Source organism: Bradyrhizobium sp. AUGA SZCCT0176, assembly GCF_018130145.1.
In the GTDB taxonomy this organism is placed as follows: domain Bacteria; phylum Pseudomonadota; class Alphaproteobacteria; order Rhizobiales; family Xanthobacteraceae; genus Bradyrhizobium.
This window is the reverse complement of the sequence record NZ_JAFCMB010000002.1, coordinates 489,026-504,479: the sequence shown is the minus strand read 5'-3', so window position 1 is coordinate 504,479 and position 15,454 is coordinate 489,026. Positions and strand designations below refer to the sequence as shown.

The 15,454-nt window shown below is 62.2% G+C and carries 17 protein-coding genes and 1 pseudogene; 10 read left to right on the top strand and 8 right to left on the bottom strand.

What is annotated here, in order from left to right; translation table 11 throughout:
- The first annotated feature begins 31 nt into the window (after positions 1–31).
- The 4 genes from JQ600_RS07420 (at position 32) to JQ600_RS07405 (ending at position 4,662) form a co-directional block, all read left to right on the top strand.
- Positions 32–1,159, top strand: coding sequence for an acyl-CoA dehydrogenase family protein (locus JQ600_RS07420; RefSeq protein ID WP_212489761.1), 1,128 nt, complete (start codon positions 32–34; stop codon positions 1,157–1,159).
- 151 nt (positions 1,160–1,310) lie between these two features.
- Positions 1,311–2,558 (top strand): acyl-CoA dehydrogenase, encoded by a 1,248-nt coding sequence (locus tag JQ600_RS07415; protein WP_212390110.1) that lies wholly within the window; start codon positions 1,311–1,313, stop codon positions 2,556–2,558.
- A 143-nt stretch (positions 2,559–2,701) separates the two neighbouring features.
- Positions 2,702–3,946 (top strand): acyl-CoA dehydrogenase, encoded by a 1,245-nt coding sequence (locus JQ600_RS07410; protein ID WP_212269738.1) that lies wholly within the window; start codon positions 2,702–2,704, stop codon positions 3,944–3,946.
- Positions 3,947–3,948: 2 nt separating this feature from the next.
- Positions 3,949–4,662, top strand: a complete 714-nt coding sequence (locus JQ600_RS07405; protein WP_212390112.1) for a nitroreductase — start codon at positions 3,949–3,951, stop codon at positions 4,660–4,662.
- 83 nt (positions 4,663–4,745) lie between these two features.
- On the opposite strand, the gene JQ600_RS07400 is transcribed toward JQ600_RS07405, so the two are convergent.
- From JQ600_RS07400 to JQ600_RS36740, 3 genes and pseudogenes are all read right to left on the bottom strand, one after another.
- Positions 4,746–5,003 carry a hypothetical protein gene (locus tag JQ600_RS07400; RefSeq protein ID WP_212269740.1) on the bottom strand — a complete coding sequence of 86 codons (258 nt, stop codon included), beginning with the start codon at positions 5,001–5,003 and terminating at the stop codon, positions 4,746–4,748.
- A gap of 267 nt (positions 5,004–5,270) precedes the next feature.
- Positions 5,271–6,056: an enoyl-CoA hydratase/isomerase family protein gene (locus JQ600_RS07395; RefSeq protein WP_212390113.1), complete on the bottom strand. Its 786-nt coding sequence runs from the start codon at positions 6,054–6,056 to the stop codon at positions 5,271–5,273.
- 21 nt (positions 6,057–6,077) lie between these two features.
- Positions 6,078–6,246: pseudogene (locus JQ600_RS36740) on the bottom strand (cyclic nucleotide-binding protein); the annotation flags it as partial.
- A 231-nt stretch (positions 6,247–6,477) separates the two neighbouring features.
- Here JQ600_RS36740 and JQ600_RS07385 point away from each other — a divergent pair.
- A complete protein-coding gene (locus JQ600_RS07385; protein WP_212390115.1) occupies positions 6,478–7,146 on the top strand; it encodes a Crp/Fnr family transcriptional regulator in 669 nt (222 codons plus the stop codon).
- Between the two features lie 35 nt (positions 7,147–7,181).
- On the top strand, positions 7,182–8,048 hold the full coding sequence (locus JQ600_RS07380; RefSeq protein ID WP_212269759.1) for a DUF6537 domain-containing protein: 867 nt from the start codon (positions 7,182–7,184) through the stop codon (positions 8,046–8,048).
- An 84-nt stretch (positions 8,049–8,132) separates the two neighbouring features.
- Here JQ600_RS07380 and JQ600_RS07375 read toward each other — a convergent pair whose 3' ends face one another.
- On the bottom strand, positions 8,133–9,536 hold the full coding sequence (locus tag JQ600_RS07375) for a TAXI family TRAP transporter solute-binding subunit (RefSeq protein ID WP_212390116.1): 1,404 nt from the start codon (positions 9,534–9,536) through the stop codon (positions 8,133–8,135).
- Between the two features lie 413 nt (positions 9,537–9,949).
- Here JQ600_RS07375 and JQ600_RS07370 point away from each other — a divergent pair, with 413 nt between their 5' ends.
- Positions 9,950–10,303: a DUF3307 domain-containing protein gene (locus tag JQ600_RS07370; protein WP_212269744.1), complete on the top strand. Its 354-nt coding sequence runs from the start codon at positions 9,950–9,952 to the stop codon at positions 10,301–10,303.
- 248 nt (positions 10,304–10,551) lie between these two features.
- Entirely contained in the window at positions 10,552–10,956 is a 405-nt protein-coding gene (locus JQ600_RS07365) for a hypothetical protein (RefSeq protein WP_212269745.1), read from the top strand.
- Between the two features lie 156 nt (positions 10,957–11,112).
- Here the strand turns inward: JQ600_RS07365 and JQ600_RS07360 are convergent, their stop codons facing one another.
- Together JQ600_RS07360 and JQ600_RS07355 are read right to left on the bottom strand one after the other, a co-directional pair.
- Complete coding sequence (locus JQ600_RS07360; protein ID WP_212269746.1) at positions 11,113–11,415, bottom strand: YkgJ family cysteine cluster protein; 303 nt, start codon at positions 11,413–11,415, stop codon at positions 11,113–11,115.
- Between the two features lie 206 nt (positions 11,416–11,621).
- Entirely contained in the window at positions 11,622–12,320 is a 699-nt protein-coding gene (locus JQ600_RS07355; protein ID WP_211999372.1) for a YafY family protein, read from the bottom strand.
- Positions 12,321–12,434: 114 nt separating this feature from the next.
- On the opposite strand from JQ600_RS07355, the gene JQ600_RS07350 reads away from it, so the two are divergent.
- Together JQ600_RS07350 and JQ600_RS07345 are read left to right on the top strand one after the other, a co-directional pair.
- A complete protein-coding gene (locus JQ600_RS07350; protein WP_212390117.1) occupies positions 12,435–12,683 on the top strand; it encodes a hypothetical protein in 249 nt (82 codons plus the stop codon).
- A 67-nt stretch (positions 12,684–12,750) separates the two neighbouring features.
- Positions 12,751–13,482, top strand: a complete 732-nt coding sequence (locus JQ600_RS07345) for a glutathione S-transferase family protein (protein WP_212390118.1) — start codon at positions 12,751–12,753, stop codon at positions 13,480–13,482.
- An 87-nt stretch (positions 13,483–13,569) separates the two neighbouring features.
- Here JQ600_RS07345 and JQ600_RS07340 read toward each other — a convergent pair whose 3' ends face one another.
- The gene (locus JQ600_RS07340) at positions 13,570–14,790 is read right to left on the bottom strand and encodes an ABC transporter substrate-binding protein (protein WP_212390119.1); all 1,221 of its coding nucleotides are present in this window, start codon (positions 14,788–14,790) and stop codon (positions 13,570–13,572) included.
- A gap of 299 nt (positions 14,791–15,089) precedes the next feature.
- Positions 15,090–15,404 (bottom strand): hypothetical protein, encoded by a 315-nt coding sequence (locus tag JQ600_RS07335; protein WP_212390120.1) that lies wholly within the window; start codon positions 15,402–15,404, stop codon positions 15,090–15,092.
- Positions 15,405–15,454: the final 50 nt, after the last annotated feature.

Sequence of the window (15,454 nt, the reverse complement as noted above, 5' to 3'; positions counted from 1 at the left end):
ACAGAGCCATCATCAACCCGAGTGACACGCCATGAATTTCGATTTCTCCGACGAACAAAAGCAGATGCGCGACGCGGCGAGGAAGTTCCTTGCCGAGAAGTGCCCGCCGAAAGCGGTGCGTGAGGTGCTGGACGGCAAGGCGACCTACGACAAGGCCTTGTGGAAGGGCCTCGCCGAGATGGGCTTTCTCGGCGTCGCGATCCCCGAAGAGTTTGGCGGCGCCGGCGCCGGTCATCTCGAGCTTTGCGTGATCGCCGAGGAAATGGGCCGCGCGCTGGCGCCGGTGCCGTTCTCCTCGACGGTGTATCTTGCCGCCGAAGCACTGCTGCTCGCGGGCAGCGACGCGCAGAAGCAGAAATGGCTGCCGAAGATCGCCTCCGGAGAAGCGATCGGCACGCTGGCGCTGTTCGAGGGCAAGGGCAATCCATCGCCGCAGGCGATCAAGTTGTCGGCCTCCGGCGGTACGCTGAGCGGCGTCAAGAAGCCGGTGCCGGACGGCGCCATCGCCGATTTCGCCTTCGTCGCCGCGCGCACGGGCTCGACCGGGCGCGATGCCGATATCTCGCTGTTCCTGGTCGACCTCAAGGCAGGCGGTGTCGAAGTCAGGTCGCTGACCAATATCGATCCGACCCACGGCCAGGCCGAACTCACCTTCAAGAACTGCAAGGCCGAGCCGCTCGGCGCCGCCGGTGAAGGCTGGGGCATTCTCACGCAGGTACTCGACCGCGCCGCCGTGTTGATGGCGTTCGAACAGGTCGGCGGTTCCGACCGCGCGCTGGAGATGGGCCGCGACTACGCGCTCGACCGCATCGCCTTCGGCCGGCCGATCGGCTCGTTCCAGGCGGTGAAGCACATCCTCGCCGACATGTATGTCTCGGCGACGCTGGCGCGATCGAATTGCTATTACGGCGCCTGGGCGCTCTCGACCAACGCCTCGGAACTGCCGGAAGCGGCTGCCGCCGCCCGCATCAGCGCGACGCAGGCGTTCCAGCATTGCTCCAAGAACAACATCCAGGTCCATGGCGGCATGGGTTTCACCTGGGAGTTCGACTGCCACATGTACTACCGCCGCGCCAACGCGACCGCGGTGACGCTCGGCAGTCTGTCGTATTGGGAAGATCAGTTGATCGACCGCATGCGCAAGAAGAACGCGGCGTAACTAACAATGGTGTCGTCCCGGCGAAAGCCGGGACCCATACGCCGGGAACTATCGATGAGAAGATGCCGCCAAACGCCAGTGCAACATCGGGCATAGGTGGCTATGGGTCCCGGCCTTCGCCGGGACGACGATGGATTTGAAAGATGATTCGATGAACTTCGATGACACCCCGCAGGAGGCCGCGTTCCGTGCCGAGGCGAAAGCCTGGATCGGGGCCAATGCGCCGAAGCAGTATGAGGAAGAGCTGCGCAAATCCTCGCTCGGCCGCACCGTGCTCAAGGGCGCCAACATCCTCGAGGTCGCCAAGGCCTGGCAGAAGAAGAAAGCCGACGCCGGCTGGGCCTGTCTGCACTGGCCGAAGGAATATGGCGGCCGCGGCTCGTCGCCGATCGAGCGCGTGATCTGGCAGCAGGAGGAAGGCCCGTTCGGAAAACTCTCGGGCATGTTCATCATCGGCCACGGCATGTGCGGGCCGACCATGATGGCGTTCGCCGGCGAAGAGGAAAAGCGGAAGTACCTGCCGCCGCTGGCCTCGGGCGAAAAGGTTTGGTGTCAGCTGTTCTCCGAGCCCGCCGGCGGTTCCGACGTCGCGGGCCTCCGCACCCGCGCCGAGAAGCAGGGCGACGACTGGATCATCAACGGCCAGAAGATCTGGACCTCGGGCGCGCACTATTCGGATTACGGCATCCTGCTGACGCGCACCGATCCCAATGTGGCAAAACACAAGGGCCTCACCATGTTCTTCCTGGACATGAAGAGCCCGGGCGTCGAGGTCAGGCCGATCAAGCAGGCCAGCGGGCAATCCGACTTCAACGAGGTCTATTTTACCGACGTGAAGATTCCGGATTCGCAGCGGCTTGGCGCCGTCAATGATGGCTGGAACGTCTCGCTGACCACGCTGATGAACGAGCGCATGTCGATCGGCGCCGGCGTTTCCACCGGCTTTCCGGAGCTGTTCGATTTCTGCAACAGTCTGATGCTCGACGATGGCCCTGCGATCGAGGACCGCAGCGTGCGTTCCAGGCTGGCGAACTATGCCGTGAAGGCGAGCGGGCTGAAATACACCAGCATGCGCGCGATCTCGGCGCTGTCGAAGGGCGATCGTCCGGGTCCCGAGAATTCCATCGGCAAGCTGGTGGCGGGCTCGATGGTGCAGGAAGTCGCGATGTACGCGCTCGATCTGCAGGGCGCCGCCGGCGTGCTGAGCGGGCCGGAGGACGCGGAGATCGCCGGAAAATTCCAGGCCATGCTGCTGCGTGCGCCGGGTACCCGCGTCGAAGGCGGCACCGACGAGATCATGCGCAACATCATTGCCGAACGCGTGCTTGGCCTGCCCGGTGACATCAGGGTCGACAAGGACGTGCCGTTCAACAAGATTCCGACCAAGGGAAGAGCTTAGGTTTCGTCATTCCGGGACGCGCGTCAGCGCGAACCTCAGATGTGCAATTGCACATCGGGGAATCCAGAGGTTACTTACATCGAGATTCCGGGTTCGCGTCTTCGACGCGCCCCGGAATGACAGCCAATGAAGGACAGTCCGCCATGAACTTCGACGATACCCCGCAGGAAGCCGAATTCCGTAGCCTCGCCCGCAAATGGATGGAAGCGAACGCGCCGAAAAAATACGAGGCGGAGCTTTCGAAATCCTCGCTCGGCCGCATCCGGCTGGAGAAGGAAGAGATCGTCGATGTCGGCAAGGCTTGGCAGAAGAAGAAGGCCGAAGGCGGCTGGGCCTGTCTGCACTGGCCGAAGGAATATGGCGGCCGCGGCGCCACGCCGATCGAGAAGGTGATCTGGCAGCAGGAAGAAGGTGTCTACGGCAAGCTGACCCAGCCGTTTCAGATCGGCGAGGGCATGTGCGGCCCGACCGTGATGGCGTTCGGCAGCGAGGAGCACAAGCGGCATTATCTGCCGAAGCTTGCGTCCGGCGAACATATCTGGTGCCAGCTGTTTTCGGAGCCGGCCGGTGGTTCCGACGTCGCGGGCCTGCGTACCCGTGCCGAGAAGCAGGGCGACGACTGGATCATCAACGGCCAGAAGATCTGGACCTCGGGCGCGCATTATTCGGATTACGGCCTGTTGATCACGCGCACCGATCCCAACGTGCCCAAGCACAAGGGCCTGACGATGTTCTTCCTCGACATGAAGAGCAAGGGCGTCGAGGTGCGGCCGATCAAGCAGGCCAACGGCATGCAGGAGTTCAACGAGGTCTATTTCACCGACGTCGTGATCCCGGATCATCAACGCCTCGGCGCGGTCGGCGACGGCTGGAACGTCTCGCTCACCACGCTGATGAACGAGCGCATGTCGATCGGCTCGCGGCTGGCGACCGGTTTTCCTGAAATGTTCGAGTTCTGCTCGAACCTGATGACCGATGACGGGCTCGCGATCGACGATCCAGCTGTCCGTTCCAAACTTGCGAGTTGGGCGGTGAAGGCCAGCGGACTGAAATACACCAGCTACCGCGCGATCTCGTCGCTGTCGAAGGGCGAGCGGCCGGGACCGGAGAATTCCATCGGCAAGCTGGTGTCGGGCACGATGCTGCAGGACATCGCGACCTACGCGATGGACCTGGAGGGTGCAGCCGGTGCGTTGGCCGGGGCGGATGAAGAAGCCGCAAGCGGCCAGTTCCAGCAGATGCTGCTCTCTTCGCCGTCGATGCGTATTGCCGGCGGTACCGACGAAATCCTGCGCAACATCATCGCCGAGCGCGTGCTCGGCCTGCCCGGCGATATCCGTGTCGACAAGGACGTGCCGTTCAACAAGATCCCGACCAAAGGGCGATGACCATGGATGCAAAAGCGCCGAAGGCGCGCTACGCGGCCGAAGACCGCATCGGTGTGCTTGAGGAATTGCTCGGCGAACGCTACTCGGTGCGCGCCTTCCTGCCGCGCGAGGTGCCGCGCGAGACCATCGAGCATATCCTCGCCGTGTCGCAGCGCACCGCGTCATGGTGCAACAGCCAGCCATGGCAGGTGCTGATCGCGAGCGGCGAGGCCAAGGAGCGGTTTCGCAAGGCGATCTATGCCGAGGCTTCCTCGGGCGGCAAGGACGACCATGATTTCACGCCGCCGCGCGAATATCTCGGCGTCTATCTCGAGCGCCGGCGCGAGAGTGGATTCCAGCTCTACAACACGCTCGGCATCGCCAGAGGCGACAAGACGGCTTATGCCAAACAGGCGCTGGAGAATTACAACTTCTTCGGCGCGCCGCATGTGGCTGTCATTCACACCGACGAGCCGCTCGGCACTTACGGCGCGGTCGATTGCGGCGCCTATGTCGGCAATTTCATGCTGGCGGCGCAGGCGCTCGGTCTCGGCACCATTCCGCAGGCCGCACTGGCGCGGCATTCCGGGCTGATCCGCCGGCACTTCAACCTCGCCGACGACCGCCGCGTGGTCTGCGGCATTTCGTTCGGCTTTGCCGACAATGCGCACAAGGTCAACAGCTACCGGACCTCGCGCGCAAGCGTGGCCGATACGGTCACGTTCTTCGACGAATAGCGTATTCAAATCATCAAGCGCACAGGAAAAGCCCCGATCGCCAATGGCGGCCGGGGCTTTTCGCTATCTGGATTCAGACGAGATCAGTAGGCGCAGACATTGACGGTGCGCAGGCGCAGACCGCGGCGGGTTTCGACCCACTGCTGCTGGATGCAGTCGTTGTAGCCATAGCCGGTGTTGAGGTAGACGCCACCGAAGCCGACGCCGAAGCCGTGACCCCAGCCGTGACCCCAATGGCCGTGGTGGTGGTGATGATGGAAGGGGCCGGCGGCGGCGGGCGCAGCAGCGGCGAGGGTGAGGGCGGTGGCGGCGATCAGTCCGAGGGTAACCTTGCGAAGCATTGTATTCTCCAATTTGAAAGGCGCGGGGGCCGTTGTTTCGTCCCTGCACCTCTGTCGGCGCGACTTGAATATTCGTTCACGCCGGTTCCGGAGAATCGTGTTTCAGGAATGTTTCGTGGGGGCGGGGGGGACGACACCTTTTCTTCCCTTCTCCCCTTGTGGGAGACCCCTCATCCGGCGCCATAGCCGATGCAAAGCATCGGCGTTCTAAGAACGGCGGCCGAAGGCCGCCTATGCCACCTTCTCCCACAAGGGGAGAAGGCAGAATCAGAATCTTGGCGCCCTCTTTTCCGCGAAGGCCTTGATGCCTTCCTTGATCTCGTCGCCGCGCATGCTCTCGCGGTGGCGCTGGTTCGCGGCGGCCTCGTCGAGCTTGCCACGGGCGAATTCGTTAATGGCGCGTTTCATGCCGCGCATCGCGACAGGCGCGTTACCGGCGAGGATGTTCGCAAGCTTGCCTACTTCCTCGTCAAGCATCGCAATCGGCACCATCGCGGTGAGATAGCCGATCCGCAGCATCTCGGGCGCCGAGATCTTCTGCGCCGTCAGAAACAATTTTTTCGCGTTGTCGACGCCAAGCCGCGTCACGTAACGCTCGATGCCGCTCTTGTAATAATGCAGGCCGAGCCGCGCCGCCGGCATGAACATTTCAGCCGTATCGACGCCGATGCGGAAATCGCAGGCCAGCGCCAGATCGGTCGAGCCGCCATAGACGCCGCCATTGAGCCGGCAGATCGTCGGCACCCCGAGATCTTCCAAACGGTTGACCACCACCTCGAACGCCGAGCCCGCGCTCTGCTCTTCCCTGGCGCTGACGGCGCGATCGGCGACCGAATTGAGGTCGTAGCCGGCCGAGAAGGCGCGGCCGGTGCCGGTCAGCACCAGCACCCGGATGTCGGGATCGGCCTCGATCCGGTCGAACAGTTTCACGAGTTCGCCGAGATCCTCGCTCTGCAGCCGGTTCAAATGTTTCGGCCGGTTGAGGCGGATGGTGGCGCGCGCGCCGCTGATGTCGAGTACCGGCGAGCTCGCCGCCGCGGCTGAATTGGGCATATCGTTCTCCATTCTTGTTATTTACTTGTTCTCTTTGTTTTCTTGCGCGCGCCGTTTGGGCCTCGGCGTCGATGGTCTGGGCGAGGTCAGGATGCCGTGCCATCAGCAGGCGGAAATCGACGAGGTCAAGCACCAAGAGCTTCGACAGCCGCGTGGTGGTGACATCGGCGGAACGCAGATTGTTGCGCAAAGTGCCCGCCGCAGGGAAGGCCGTCAACGACGGCCGGCAAACCGCGATACGGCGTCGAATTGCCCGCCGGCGAGGCTGCGCGGCAAGCCCGGCGGGGGGATGAATTTTCTCGAATCCCGACAAATCGTCGTTTTTTCCCCGCATATCGAAAATAGCCTGCGGCCTTTACAATAGCGGCACTGCAATAAAATCGCGAAAAAATTCACTCCCTGAAAAATTGGTTGGCTTCCAATGGATCCGTCTCATTTGGCACAACATGCCGGCACGGCCGGCGCCCTCTTCGCGTCGATCTTCGTGATCGCCACCACCACGATGCGGACGATGATTCCTTTGCGGGTGTTCGGCATTCTCGCCAACATCGCCCTGTTCCTGACCGCCATTCCGTCCCGTAATTATCTGGTCATGGTGGTGCAGGTGGCGATGCTGCTGGTCAATTCCTATCGGCTGCACCAGATGCTGCAGCTCGTGCGCGACGTGAAAAAATCGGTCAACAGCGACCTGTCGATGGAGTGGCTGAAGCCGTTCATGACCGAGCGCGATTGCGCGGCCGGGGAAATGCTGTTCTACAAGGACGAGAAGGCCGACGACATGCTCTACATCGTCAGCGGCAAGTTCAAGCTGGTCGAGTCCGGCATCGTCTTGCCGGTCGGCGCCATCGTCGGCGAGCTTGGCATGCTGTCGCCGTCGAACATGCGCACCCAGTCGCTGGAATGCATCGAGGCCGGCCTCGTGCTGAGCGTCAGCTACAGCAAGGTCGAGGAACTCTACGTTCAAAACCCGGCGTTCGGCTTTTACTTCCTTCGCCTCGCCAGCGCCCGGTTGTTTCAGAACCTCGAGACGCTGCAGCACCAGCTGGCCCAGCAAACGGCGGCATCTGCCGCCGGGCCGAAACCTGCGTAGAGGCCGGAGCTAAGGGAGTGTCAGACCGCGGTTTCATGTCGTCGTTGCGTTATCTGTTCGCCGATTTCATCGGTGAGGAGGACGACACCCCGCCATTCCTTCCCGAGGGCTTGCCAGAAGCGGTGACCGATGTCGCGAGCGATGCCATCCATCTGCTGATCGACTATCAGAGCACGAGTTATGCGCAGCTTTACGTCGACCGGCTGCGGCGGTTCGTCGGCCGCAATGGGGTCGATGATGCGATGCTGGTCGAGATCGCGCGGCTGATGGCGGTGCGCATGAGCTACGAGGATCCGATCCGGATCGCGCAGCTCAAGCTTGCCGAATTCAACGAGGGGTCCGGCGGGAACTACAATCCGGTCGTCGATATCAGGAAATTCCGGGTCGACGAACTGGTGAGCGCGCTCCCCGCCATTATCGCGGAATATCTGATCGATGCGCTTAACTGGGCAGGGTGGGCGCACAAGCGGATTTCCATTCGATTCAGCGCGGCAAGCCGTCTCGGCGTTCGCCGCCTCAAGATTGAAGCCGGGTTGAAGCGGTGGCGGCGCTATTCGGTGCGTTACGCCAAGGAGCGGCTGTGGGTCGAACGCTGGCTGCACATGATCAGCCGCAGCCTGGACAAACAGCCGGCCGCGGCTTCTGAAATCGTGCAGACCGCGACCATGATCGAGAGCTATGGCGACGTCTACCGTCAGGGCATGGCGGACTGGAACGCGATCATCGACGGCCTGGCCAAGCCGACCTTCGACGGCGTGCTGGCGCTATCAGATCTCGCCGGAGCGGTAGCGGAAGCGCGCGCAGCGGCGCTGCCCGATCCGCGGCAGGCCGCGCTCAAGCGCAAGATCGAGGAAATCAGGGCGCGGGTGCCGGCCAGCGGCTCGAGCGCCGCTGCGGGGTGATTTGCTTCACGTCCCCGCAAGCGGGAGAGGGAACGCAGCTTCATCGTGGATGCAATGCGATCTGATCTTGGCCCGGTAGCGTGATTACGCGCTTTGCGCGGTCTTCACGGCTACCACCTTGTCGTCCTGGGGCGGCGGGTGCCGTTTCAGATGATCGCGGCGCATGCCGATTTCGTCGCGCACGAATTCATAGCCGAGCTTGAACGTATCCAGCCCGTCGCTGGAGATGGTGCCGTCGCGCAGCCCTATCACCACGCGCCGAATAATGGCTTCAAGTTCGTCCTGCAGTTTGTCGAGCGCGTCGAGGGATTTGGCATCCGCCATCCGCTCGCCGATATCGAGAATGGCGGTGGCCAGCTGGCTGGCCTTTTCGGGCGCTATGCGTGTGACCTTGGTGTAGATGGTGGCGAACAGCGAGCCGATGATGCCGAGCGCCGCGAGGGCAACATACATCAGGTCACTGTAGCGCTCCACGAACGACTTGATCTCGTCGTTGATGTATTCGGTAGCCCCCGGATGCGCGACAATGAAGGCATCCTTGTCGGTCGCGGCCGGTTCGATCTTGGAGGCGAAGCCGCCGTCGAGCGCGAGTTCGGCCTTGTTCTCGTAGATGATGCGCGCGAGGTCGCTGACGGTTGTCGTCGACAGATTTGACTGCGCGACCAGCAGCCATTGCAGCCCGATGGTCTCGATATCTTCCTCGGGCAACGTCGGCGCCGCCGACAGCATGCCGGTCGTGACCGTTTCCTCCGAAAGGGCAGGATATTTCCGGGTGATCGCCTTCGCGGCGTCGATCGCGTTCAGCGTGAAGCCGCCGCGCCTGGCATGTTGCTCGTAACTCCTGTCCTTCACGACCTTCGAGGCATGGACGACGGCGACCACGGCGCCGAAGCCCGACGCGAACAGCTTGTCGAAGGTCGACCCCGGCGGGGCCAACTGGATTCGCGCCGCTGCTTCCTGCTGCTCGGAAAGTTCGAGCATATTCCGGATCAGCGTGACGCTGCTCTCGCGGTCGGCGACGACGGCGATCTTCTTTTTCTTCAGCTCGGTGACGGTCTTGATCTTTTTACCGGCGGGACTGATCAGCAGCAGCAGGTCGTGTTCAAGGATCGCAACCGCGCGCGCCCGGGACGGGATTTTCGCGTCGGTGCGCAAAATCGCCAGGTTGGCTTCCTTGCGGTCGAACTGGGCGACCGCCTTGGCGTTGTCGGCGTTGGGCACGATCTTGAGGCGCAGCCGCGACGAATTGTTCTTCAGGACGGCGGCAAGCCGGGCCGCAAAACGCGCCTCGGGCCCATTGGCTTCGCCGACGGCAAAGACCAGCGTCTCCGAATTTCGCACCAAAGCCCGGCCGCCCCACATCGTTGCGGCGGTAAGAATCAGGGTCAGGATCGAGAACAGCACGATCTGGGAGCGGTTGCTTTTGACGACCGGCATACGGAGGCGCCGTGGCATACCGGGTTTTGGCGTGGGGGCTCCAGCACTCATGGCTATACCCGGTCGGAGGACATCCCGCCGCCAAATCGGCGTCGCAGGCCATCCAAATGAATTCGTAAATGCCTAGAAACGAACGACAATTTCCCTGCGCGGCAATGATATCCTGCCCCCGCCGGATTGCAAATCGCTCCCCCGCCGGTAACCTTACCCGCAAAAGCTGCGCGCCGATGCCGCAGTATCGCCGTTGGGCCACACCATTTTTTTTTCCAACCACCCACAGGTGCATTCCGGTCCGGGAGGTGCCATAAATAACGGCAACGTTCACGTCCGGGTTCGAGAAGAAAATTCGCTGACAGCCTAGACCCCCGGTTTTATTGCCACCTCGTTAGTCCCAGCAAAGGGCGTCAGCTTTGTTGTTTCCTTCCATGTCGTCGTCGGTCCCGGTTGCTGCGCTGGTGGGATGGATGTTGCTTCTCACGGTGAAGCACATCATTGCCGACTTCATTTTTCAGACTTCCTGGATGGCGATCGGCAAGGACCAGAAGACCGGCTGGGCGATGCCGTTGCTGGCGCACTGCTCGGTGCATCTCGTGACATCGTTGCTGCTGATCATGGTGGTCGCGCCGCGGTTCTGGTTCGTCGCCTTTATCGACTTCGCCATCCACATCACGATCGATCGCGCCAAGGGGATCTGCGCATCGTCCTTCGGGGTGACGCTGGAGAATGAGCATCCCTGGTTCTGGACGCTGATCGGCGTCGATCAGGCGCTGCACCATCTCACCGGCTTCGGCCTGGCGATCTTCATGGCGGCGAACTGATCCGGCCTACGGACCGGAGTATTCCGGATAGGCACCAGCCTCCCTCACGCATAGCCTGCCCTGGTCTGCACGTGACCGCCGGCCAGCCCGTGGCGGCAGGGGTTTAGGCGCAATTCGCGCCAGGCGAATCACCGGCTGCGCCGGTCCGATTTGGTCGAAACTGGCAAGAGCACCGGAACACTACTGGTACGGGTGGTTAACCTTTCGTTAGAGTATTGCACTGCATCTTCCGCATAGGGAGAACCGCAATGTTTTCAAGCCGCGAAGCCTTCGAGAACGATTTCTGCCCGGTCCGGGACGAGTTGCTCGGCGAGATGTACCGCGCCAACGCCAACGGCCTGCCGCTTCTGGTGGAGAGTGTCTCCTCCGAGACGCGCGCGATGCTGGCGCTGTTCTGCTACCGCCGCAGCCACCTGCACTCGCTGGCCCTCGCCATTGCCGCCAGCTGCACCGAGCGCGAGTTGATCTCGCTGGGCGGGCGCGTCGGCTCGACCCTCTACGCGCTGTCCCGCGAGCCGGCCGCGCGCTCCGCGCCCTCGTCGTCCTACGGCAACCGCAAGCCGATCACGCTTTCGACCAAGCCGCTCTCCACCTTCGCTCCGGTTGAAGACGAAATCGACGACGAAGACCTCGCCGAAGCGGTGCCGGCGTAAGTCCGTCGTCCCGGCGAACGCCGGGACCCATAGCTACCGGCAGAAATTGTTTCGCACGCTGGTCGTTATCTTTCTTTTCCAACAACACGGGCCGCGGCGTATGGGTCCCCCGATGCGCAATTGCGCATCTGACTGCGCCGGGACGACAGCAGTGAGCTACACCAGCGCCGCCAGCCCATGCCTCTTCCGCGCCATCGCGCATTCGGGATCGCCGGGCATGCAGGTCCGGCATACCTCGGGCCGCACCGCATAGATGGTGCACGCCGTCGCCTCGCCGACCTTGCCCGACAACGCCGAACAGCGGTCGCCGTCGCAGCGCATTCCCGACAGCCGGTCGTTGACGAACTTTTCCGGGATCAGGTCGAGGTCGGCATCGTCCTCGGTCGTGAAGCGCGGCCAGTTCTGCGAATAGCTGCAGCAGGCGCCGCAGGCCTGGCAGGGGCTTTCGCTGGCAATCATTGATCCGGCTTCATCCATCGCTGCCGTTTAGCGCGGAATGATGCGCCCGACCAGTCGCGGCCGGAGCATGACGAGAAGATCGAACTGTGCCCGCGATGGAACTGCGCTCCCTCTCCCGCACTTGCGGGGGTCGAGACGAGCGAAGCTCGCTCTTGGGCTGGGGTGGGGGTGCTGCCGCGATTCGTACGGTTCGTGTGGAGGTTGCTCTACGTATCCTTCGGGGCTTCCCAGACCAGGCTGCGCCGCCATTTCGCCCGCAGCAAATCGCGCCGCTCCGGATATTTTTCGTCGTGGTACACCGCGTCGACGACACGGTCGGTGCGAAAGCTCCGAAAATCCTTCCGCAGCTCGCACCACGCCGCCATGATCCGCACCGCTTCGTGATAGCCGATGGCAATCGGCCAGATCGTGCGTTTGCTCTCGCGGCCATGTTCGTCGCGATAGTCCAGGGTGATCTTCTTGCCCTCGTGAATCTGGGCGCGTGTCCGCACCATGTCGATACGGTCCGGTTCCCGGTTCCAGACCGACCGCGCGCGGCTTGCAGGTTCGAGAACGAAAGGCCGCAACCGTTCCGGGACCGTGTCGGCGATCTTCGCCATCAGGTCCTGCGCGGCGCGTGCCAGCACGGGATCGGCATGACCTACGACCCATTGCGCGCCGAGCACGGCGGCTTCGATCTCGTCGGGCGTCAGCATCAACGGAGGCAGGTCGAATCCCTTCTCCAGGATGTAGCCCATGCCGGCCTCGCCGCGGATCGGCACGCGCTGTTCGATCAGCGTGGCGATGTCGCGATAGATGGTGCGTTTCGAGGTCTCGAGTTCGGCCGCGATCGCGTCCGCCGTCAGCGGCTTTCGCGTGCGCCGGAGCACCTGAATGATCTGGAACAGCCGGTCGGCGCGTCTCATGGCGAGTCTCTTTTCTTGGCTCTTTTCGTAAGCCCGCCTGGCTGATGCTGACAGCATGTTGGCAGCAGGGGGTCGGTATATCGGGACAACACCTCAACTGAAGGGAATTTGTCCATGACGATTTTCAGCGAATTTGGTCCCCTGGGAAGCCGCAGGCGTCTTACGAATACCCAGGCCTTCGCCCTGGAACAGCTGGTTTCCATCCACTGCGTCACGTCAGATCTGCGCTGGGCGATGGTCGAGCTGGCATGGCGTTCATTCACAGCAATGTGCGGCTTTGCGCAAGGGCAGTTGCTGTCGTGGGCCCGCGGGCGTCGTGCGCCGCGGGAAGAGGAAGGTCGCGGCCGGCATTGCTGCTGCTGACACCACGGTGGCAGCAGGGCGCCATTAGGCTTCCCCCACGTTCTTGAGGAAATCAGGAGTTTTTCGGATGATCACGCTTTATGGCTTCGGCACCGGCTTTGGCTTGCCGGAAATCAGCCCCTTTGTGACCAAGACCGAGGTCCAGCTGAAGATGGCTGGACTTGCCTATCGCAAGGAGAAGGCGATGCCGCCGGCCTCGCCCAAGGGGCAGCTGCCATACATCGTCGACGAGGCCGAGAGCATCGCCGATTCCACCTTCATCCGCGCCCATATCGAGGGCAAGTACGGCTTCGATTTCGACGCGCCGCTGTCGCTGCAGGCGCGGGCGCAAGCCTGGGCGTTCGAGCGGATGATCGAGCACCATGTCTATTGGGCGCTGGTCGGCGCCCGCTGGGTCGATACCGAGAATTTCGCCAAGGGGCCGGCGCACTTCTTCGACGGCGCGCCGGATCACCTGCGTGAGAAGCTGCGCGAGGACGCGCAGTTCCGGGTGGCGGAGAACTACTTGCTGAGCGGTCTCGGCCGCCACGCTCCGGAAGAGGATGTCGACCTTGCGGTCCGCTCGCTGTTTGCGCTGTCGGTTCAGCTCGGCGACAAGCCCTATCTGTTTGGCGACACGCCTTGCGGCACCGATGCCACCGCCTTCGGTGCGATTGCCGGCATCCTGACGCCGTACTTCGAATCGCCGCTGCGGCAGCAGACCGAGAAGTTCGGCAACCTGACCGCCTATGTCGACCGGATGATGCTGCGATATTATCCCGAATTCGGCTGGGCGCCGCTGCAGCAGGAGGCTGCGTAAGGATGAACTCTGAGATCGGCGACGGGCGGGATTGCGCGTCGTCCGTTTCTCCGACGCAAATTGGTCTGTTGTTTCGCCCGCACGCAGCTATTTTTGGGCCCGGGAGAAAGCCGTTTCGAGCACGTCGCCGATCGGTTGCCAGCTACGGCCGTCGAATTGAACCAGTCGCAGGTGTTTGATCGGCCGGAAATCCCAACGTCCAGTGTTGATTTTGATTCCGGGTAGCAAGATCGAGCCCTGGTAGTCTTCGAGGGCCGCTGCCTGCTTCATGACGTTGTCGCGAGACAGGTCATCGCCGCATTGTCTGAGCACCTGGGCGAGTGTCTCGGCGGCCGCGTAGCCGAACATGGCGGCACTGTCGTCGTTGCCTCCGGCCCGGTTGTATTTTTCAATGAAAGTCTGCCAGTCCTTGACGGCTTGTTCGTCCTTCCAGACCGGATCATTGGCATCCTTCAGGAAGGTAGCGGTGATGACTCCCAGGGCCTTTTCCGGGCCGGCAGGCTTTAGCACCGTCGCAATCGACGACGACATGTGGTTCAGCAGGAACACCGGGTGCCAGTTCAGTTCCGCCGCGCTTCGGATCACTTTCGTCAGGTCCGCAGGCGCGCCCGCAAATACAAAAATCTCGGCGCCTGATCGCTTCAGGACCGATACGTGTGTGCCCAGATGCTCGTCTGCGACATCGTAGGCGATGTCGACCTTGATCATCCGGGCGATGTCCCCGAGCCCGTCTTGCAGCCCCCTGAACAGTTCACGACCAAAATGATCGTTCTGCCAAAGCGCGACGATCCTTTTTCCGGGGTAGAACGCCTGGATGTAGTTGGCGTAGATGCGCCCCTCTTCTCGAATCGAGGGTTGCCAGCCCATTGTCCAGGGGAACAGGGTTGGATCGCTCAAATGATCGTCTCCGGAGGCGACAAAGAGTTGAGGAATTTGCCGCTCGTTCAGGTATGTGCGGACGGCAAAATTCCCCGGAGTTCCGAAAGAACCGAACATCAGCAAGACATTCTCTGTCTCGATCAGGTCGCGTGTAAGTTCCAGGGCGGTCGACGGATTGGATTTGTCGTCACGGGAGATGAAGCGCACCTTGCGGCCGTTGATCCCGCCACGCTCGTTGATCATCTCAAAATACGCGGCTTCGGCCTTTCCAATCGCTCCGAACGCCTCCAAATTCCCGCTATAGGGCATAACGTTCCCTATGCGAATTTCAGTGTCGGTGACATCAGGCTCGCGCACCCGCTCGGTGATCGCGCCCAAAGACGCGAGCGCCACCACGATCGCAATCGGTGTTCGGATCCAGATATGCATCGGATGAACTCAATTACAAAAAGAAGTGCAGCTGGATTTCAAGGCAGATTGAAGGCGATCAACTTGATCTGGATCAAGGACCGGAAAGCGGCGCGTGAGGCTTCGGCACCCTGGTTACAAATCAGGTTGCAAACCGTCAGAGGTGTCGTGGCGCGCACGCAGCCGCGCGATGTTTGGCGGGGGTAGACCGGAAGTCGCCGGCGTTCGATCAAACCGCCGCGAATGACGCGAAGCCAATACTCCGCATCTCCGGCGTGCCGGGTAGGACCGGCACGCTCCAGCGGCCTGAGTGATCTCCGTCACATCGCGCGACTTTGAGCTTGGCTACGTTCCCGATCACAGCAGGCGGTACTCGCGCTGCACCAATCGGGAGAATGACTATGACGAAGATCAAGAAGCTCATTGTTTCGGCGATTGCAGTTCTCGCTCTGAGCACTGCCTCGCTGTCTATCAATAGCGCGGCGTTCGCTGGTGGGCACGGGCATGGTGGCCACGGCGGGCACGGTGGCCATGGCCATCACGGCCATCACCACGGCCATCACCATCATGGCCACCATCATCATGGCCATCACCACCACGGCCACCACCATCACGGTCATCATCATCACGCCCATGGCTACGGCTGCTGGCGGGTGACCTCGTACGGTGTGATCAACGTTTGCTC

Excerpts from the sequence above, each read along its gene's own strand:
- JQ600_RS07405 (WP_212390112.1), top strand. The coding sequence starts at position 3,949 with ATGGATGCAAAAGCGCCGAAGGCGCGCTACGCGGCCGAAGACCGCATC.
- JQ600_RS07385 (WP_212390115.1), top strand. The coding sequence starts at position 6,478 with ATGGATCCGTCTCATTTGGCACAACATGCCGGCACGGCCGGCGCCCTC.
- JQ600_RS07360 (WP_212269746.1), bottom strand. The coding sequence starts at position 11,415 with ATGATTGCCAGCGAAAGCCCCTGCCAGGCCTGCGGCGCCTGCTGCAGC.
- JQ600_RS07345 (WP_212390118.1), top strand. The coding sequence starts at position 12,751 with ATGATCACGCTTTATGGCTTCGGCACCGGCTTTGGCTTGCCGGAAATC.
- JQ600_RS07380 (WP_212269759.1), top strand. The coding sequence starts at position 7,182 with ATGTCGTCGTTGCGTTATCTGTTCGCCGATTTCATCGGTGAGGAGGAC.
- JQ600_RS07400 (WP_212269740.1), bottom strand. The coding sequence starts at position 5,003 with ATGCTTCGCAAGGTTACCCTCGGACTGATCGCCGCCACCGCCCTCACC.
- JQ600_RS07350 (WP_212390117.1), top strand. The coding sequence starts at position 12,435 with ATGACGATTTTCAGCGAATTTGGTCCCCTGGGAAGCCGCAGGCGTCTT.
- JQ600_RS07415 (WP_212390110.1), top strand. The coding sequence starts at position 1,311 with ATGAACTTCGATGACACCCCGCAGGAGGCCGCGTTCCGTGCCGAGGCG.
- JQ600_RS07395 (WP_212390113.1), bottom strand. The coding sequence starts at position 6,056 with ATGCCCAATTCAGCCGCGGCGGCGAGCTCGCCGGTACTCGACATCAGC.
- JQ600_RS07340 (WP_212390119.1), bottom strand. The coding sequence starts at position 14,790 with ATGCATATCTGGATCCGAACACCGATTGCGATCGTGGTGGCGCTCGCG.
- JQ600_RS07410 (WP_212269738.1), top strand. The coding sequence starts at position 2,702 with ATGAACTTCGACGATACCCCGCAGGAAGCCGAATTCCGTAGCCTCGCC.
- JQ600_RS07335 (WP_212390120.1), bottom strand. The coding sequence starts at position 15,404 with ATGGGCGTGATGATGATGACCGTGATGGTGGTGGCCGTGGTGGTGATG.
- JQ600_RS07420 (WP_212489761.1), top strand. The coding sequence starts at position 32 with ATGAATTTCGATTTCTCCGACGAACAAAAGCAGATGCGCGACGCGGCG.
- JQ600_RS07365 (WP_212269745.1), top strand. The coding sequence starts at position 10,552 with ATGTTTTCAAGCCGCGAAGCCTTCGAGAACGATTTCTGCCCGGTCCGG.
- JQ600_RS07370 (WP_212269744.1), top strand. The coding sequence starts at position 9,950 with ATGTTGCTTCTCACGGTGAAGCACATCATTGCCGACTTCATTTTTCAG.
- JQ600_RS07375 (WP_212390116.1), bottom strand. The coding sequence starts at position 9,536 with ATGAGTGCTGGAGCCCCCACGCCAAAACCCGGTATGCCACGGCGCCTC.
- JQ600_RS07355 (WP_211999372.1), bottom strand. The coding sequence starts at position 12,320 with ATGAGACGCGCCGACCGGCTGTTCCAGATCATTCAGGTGCTCCGGCGC.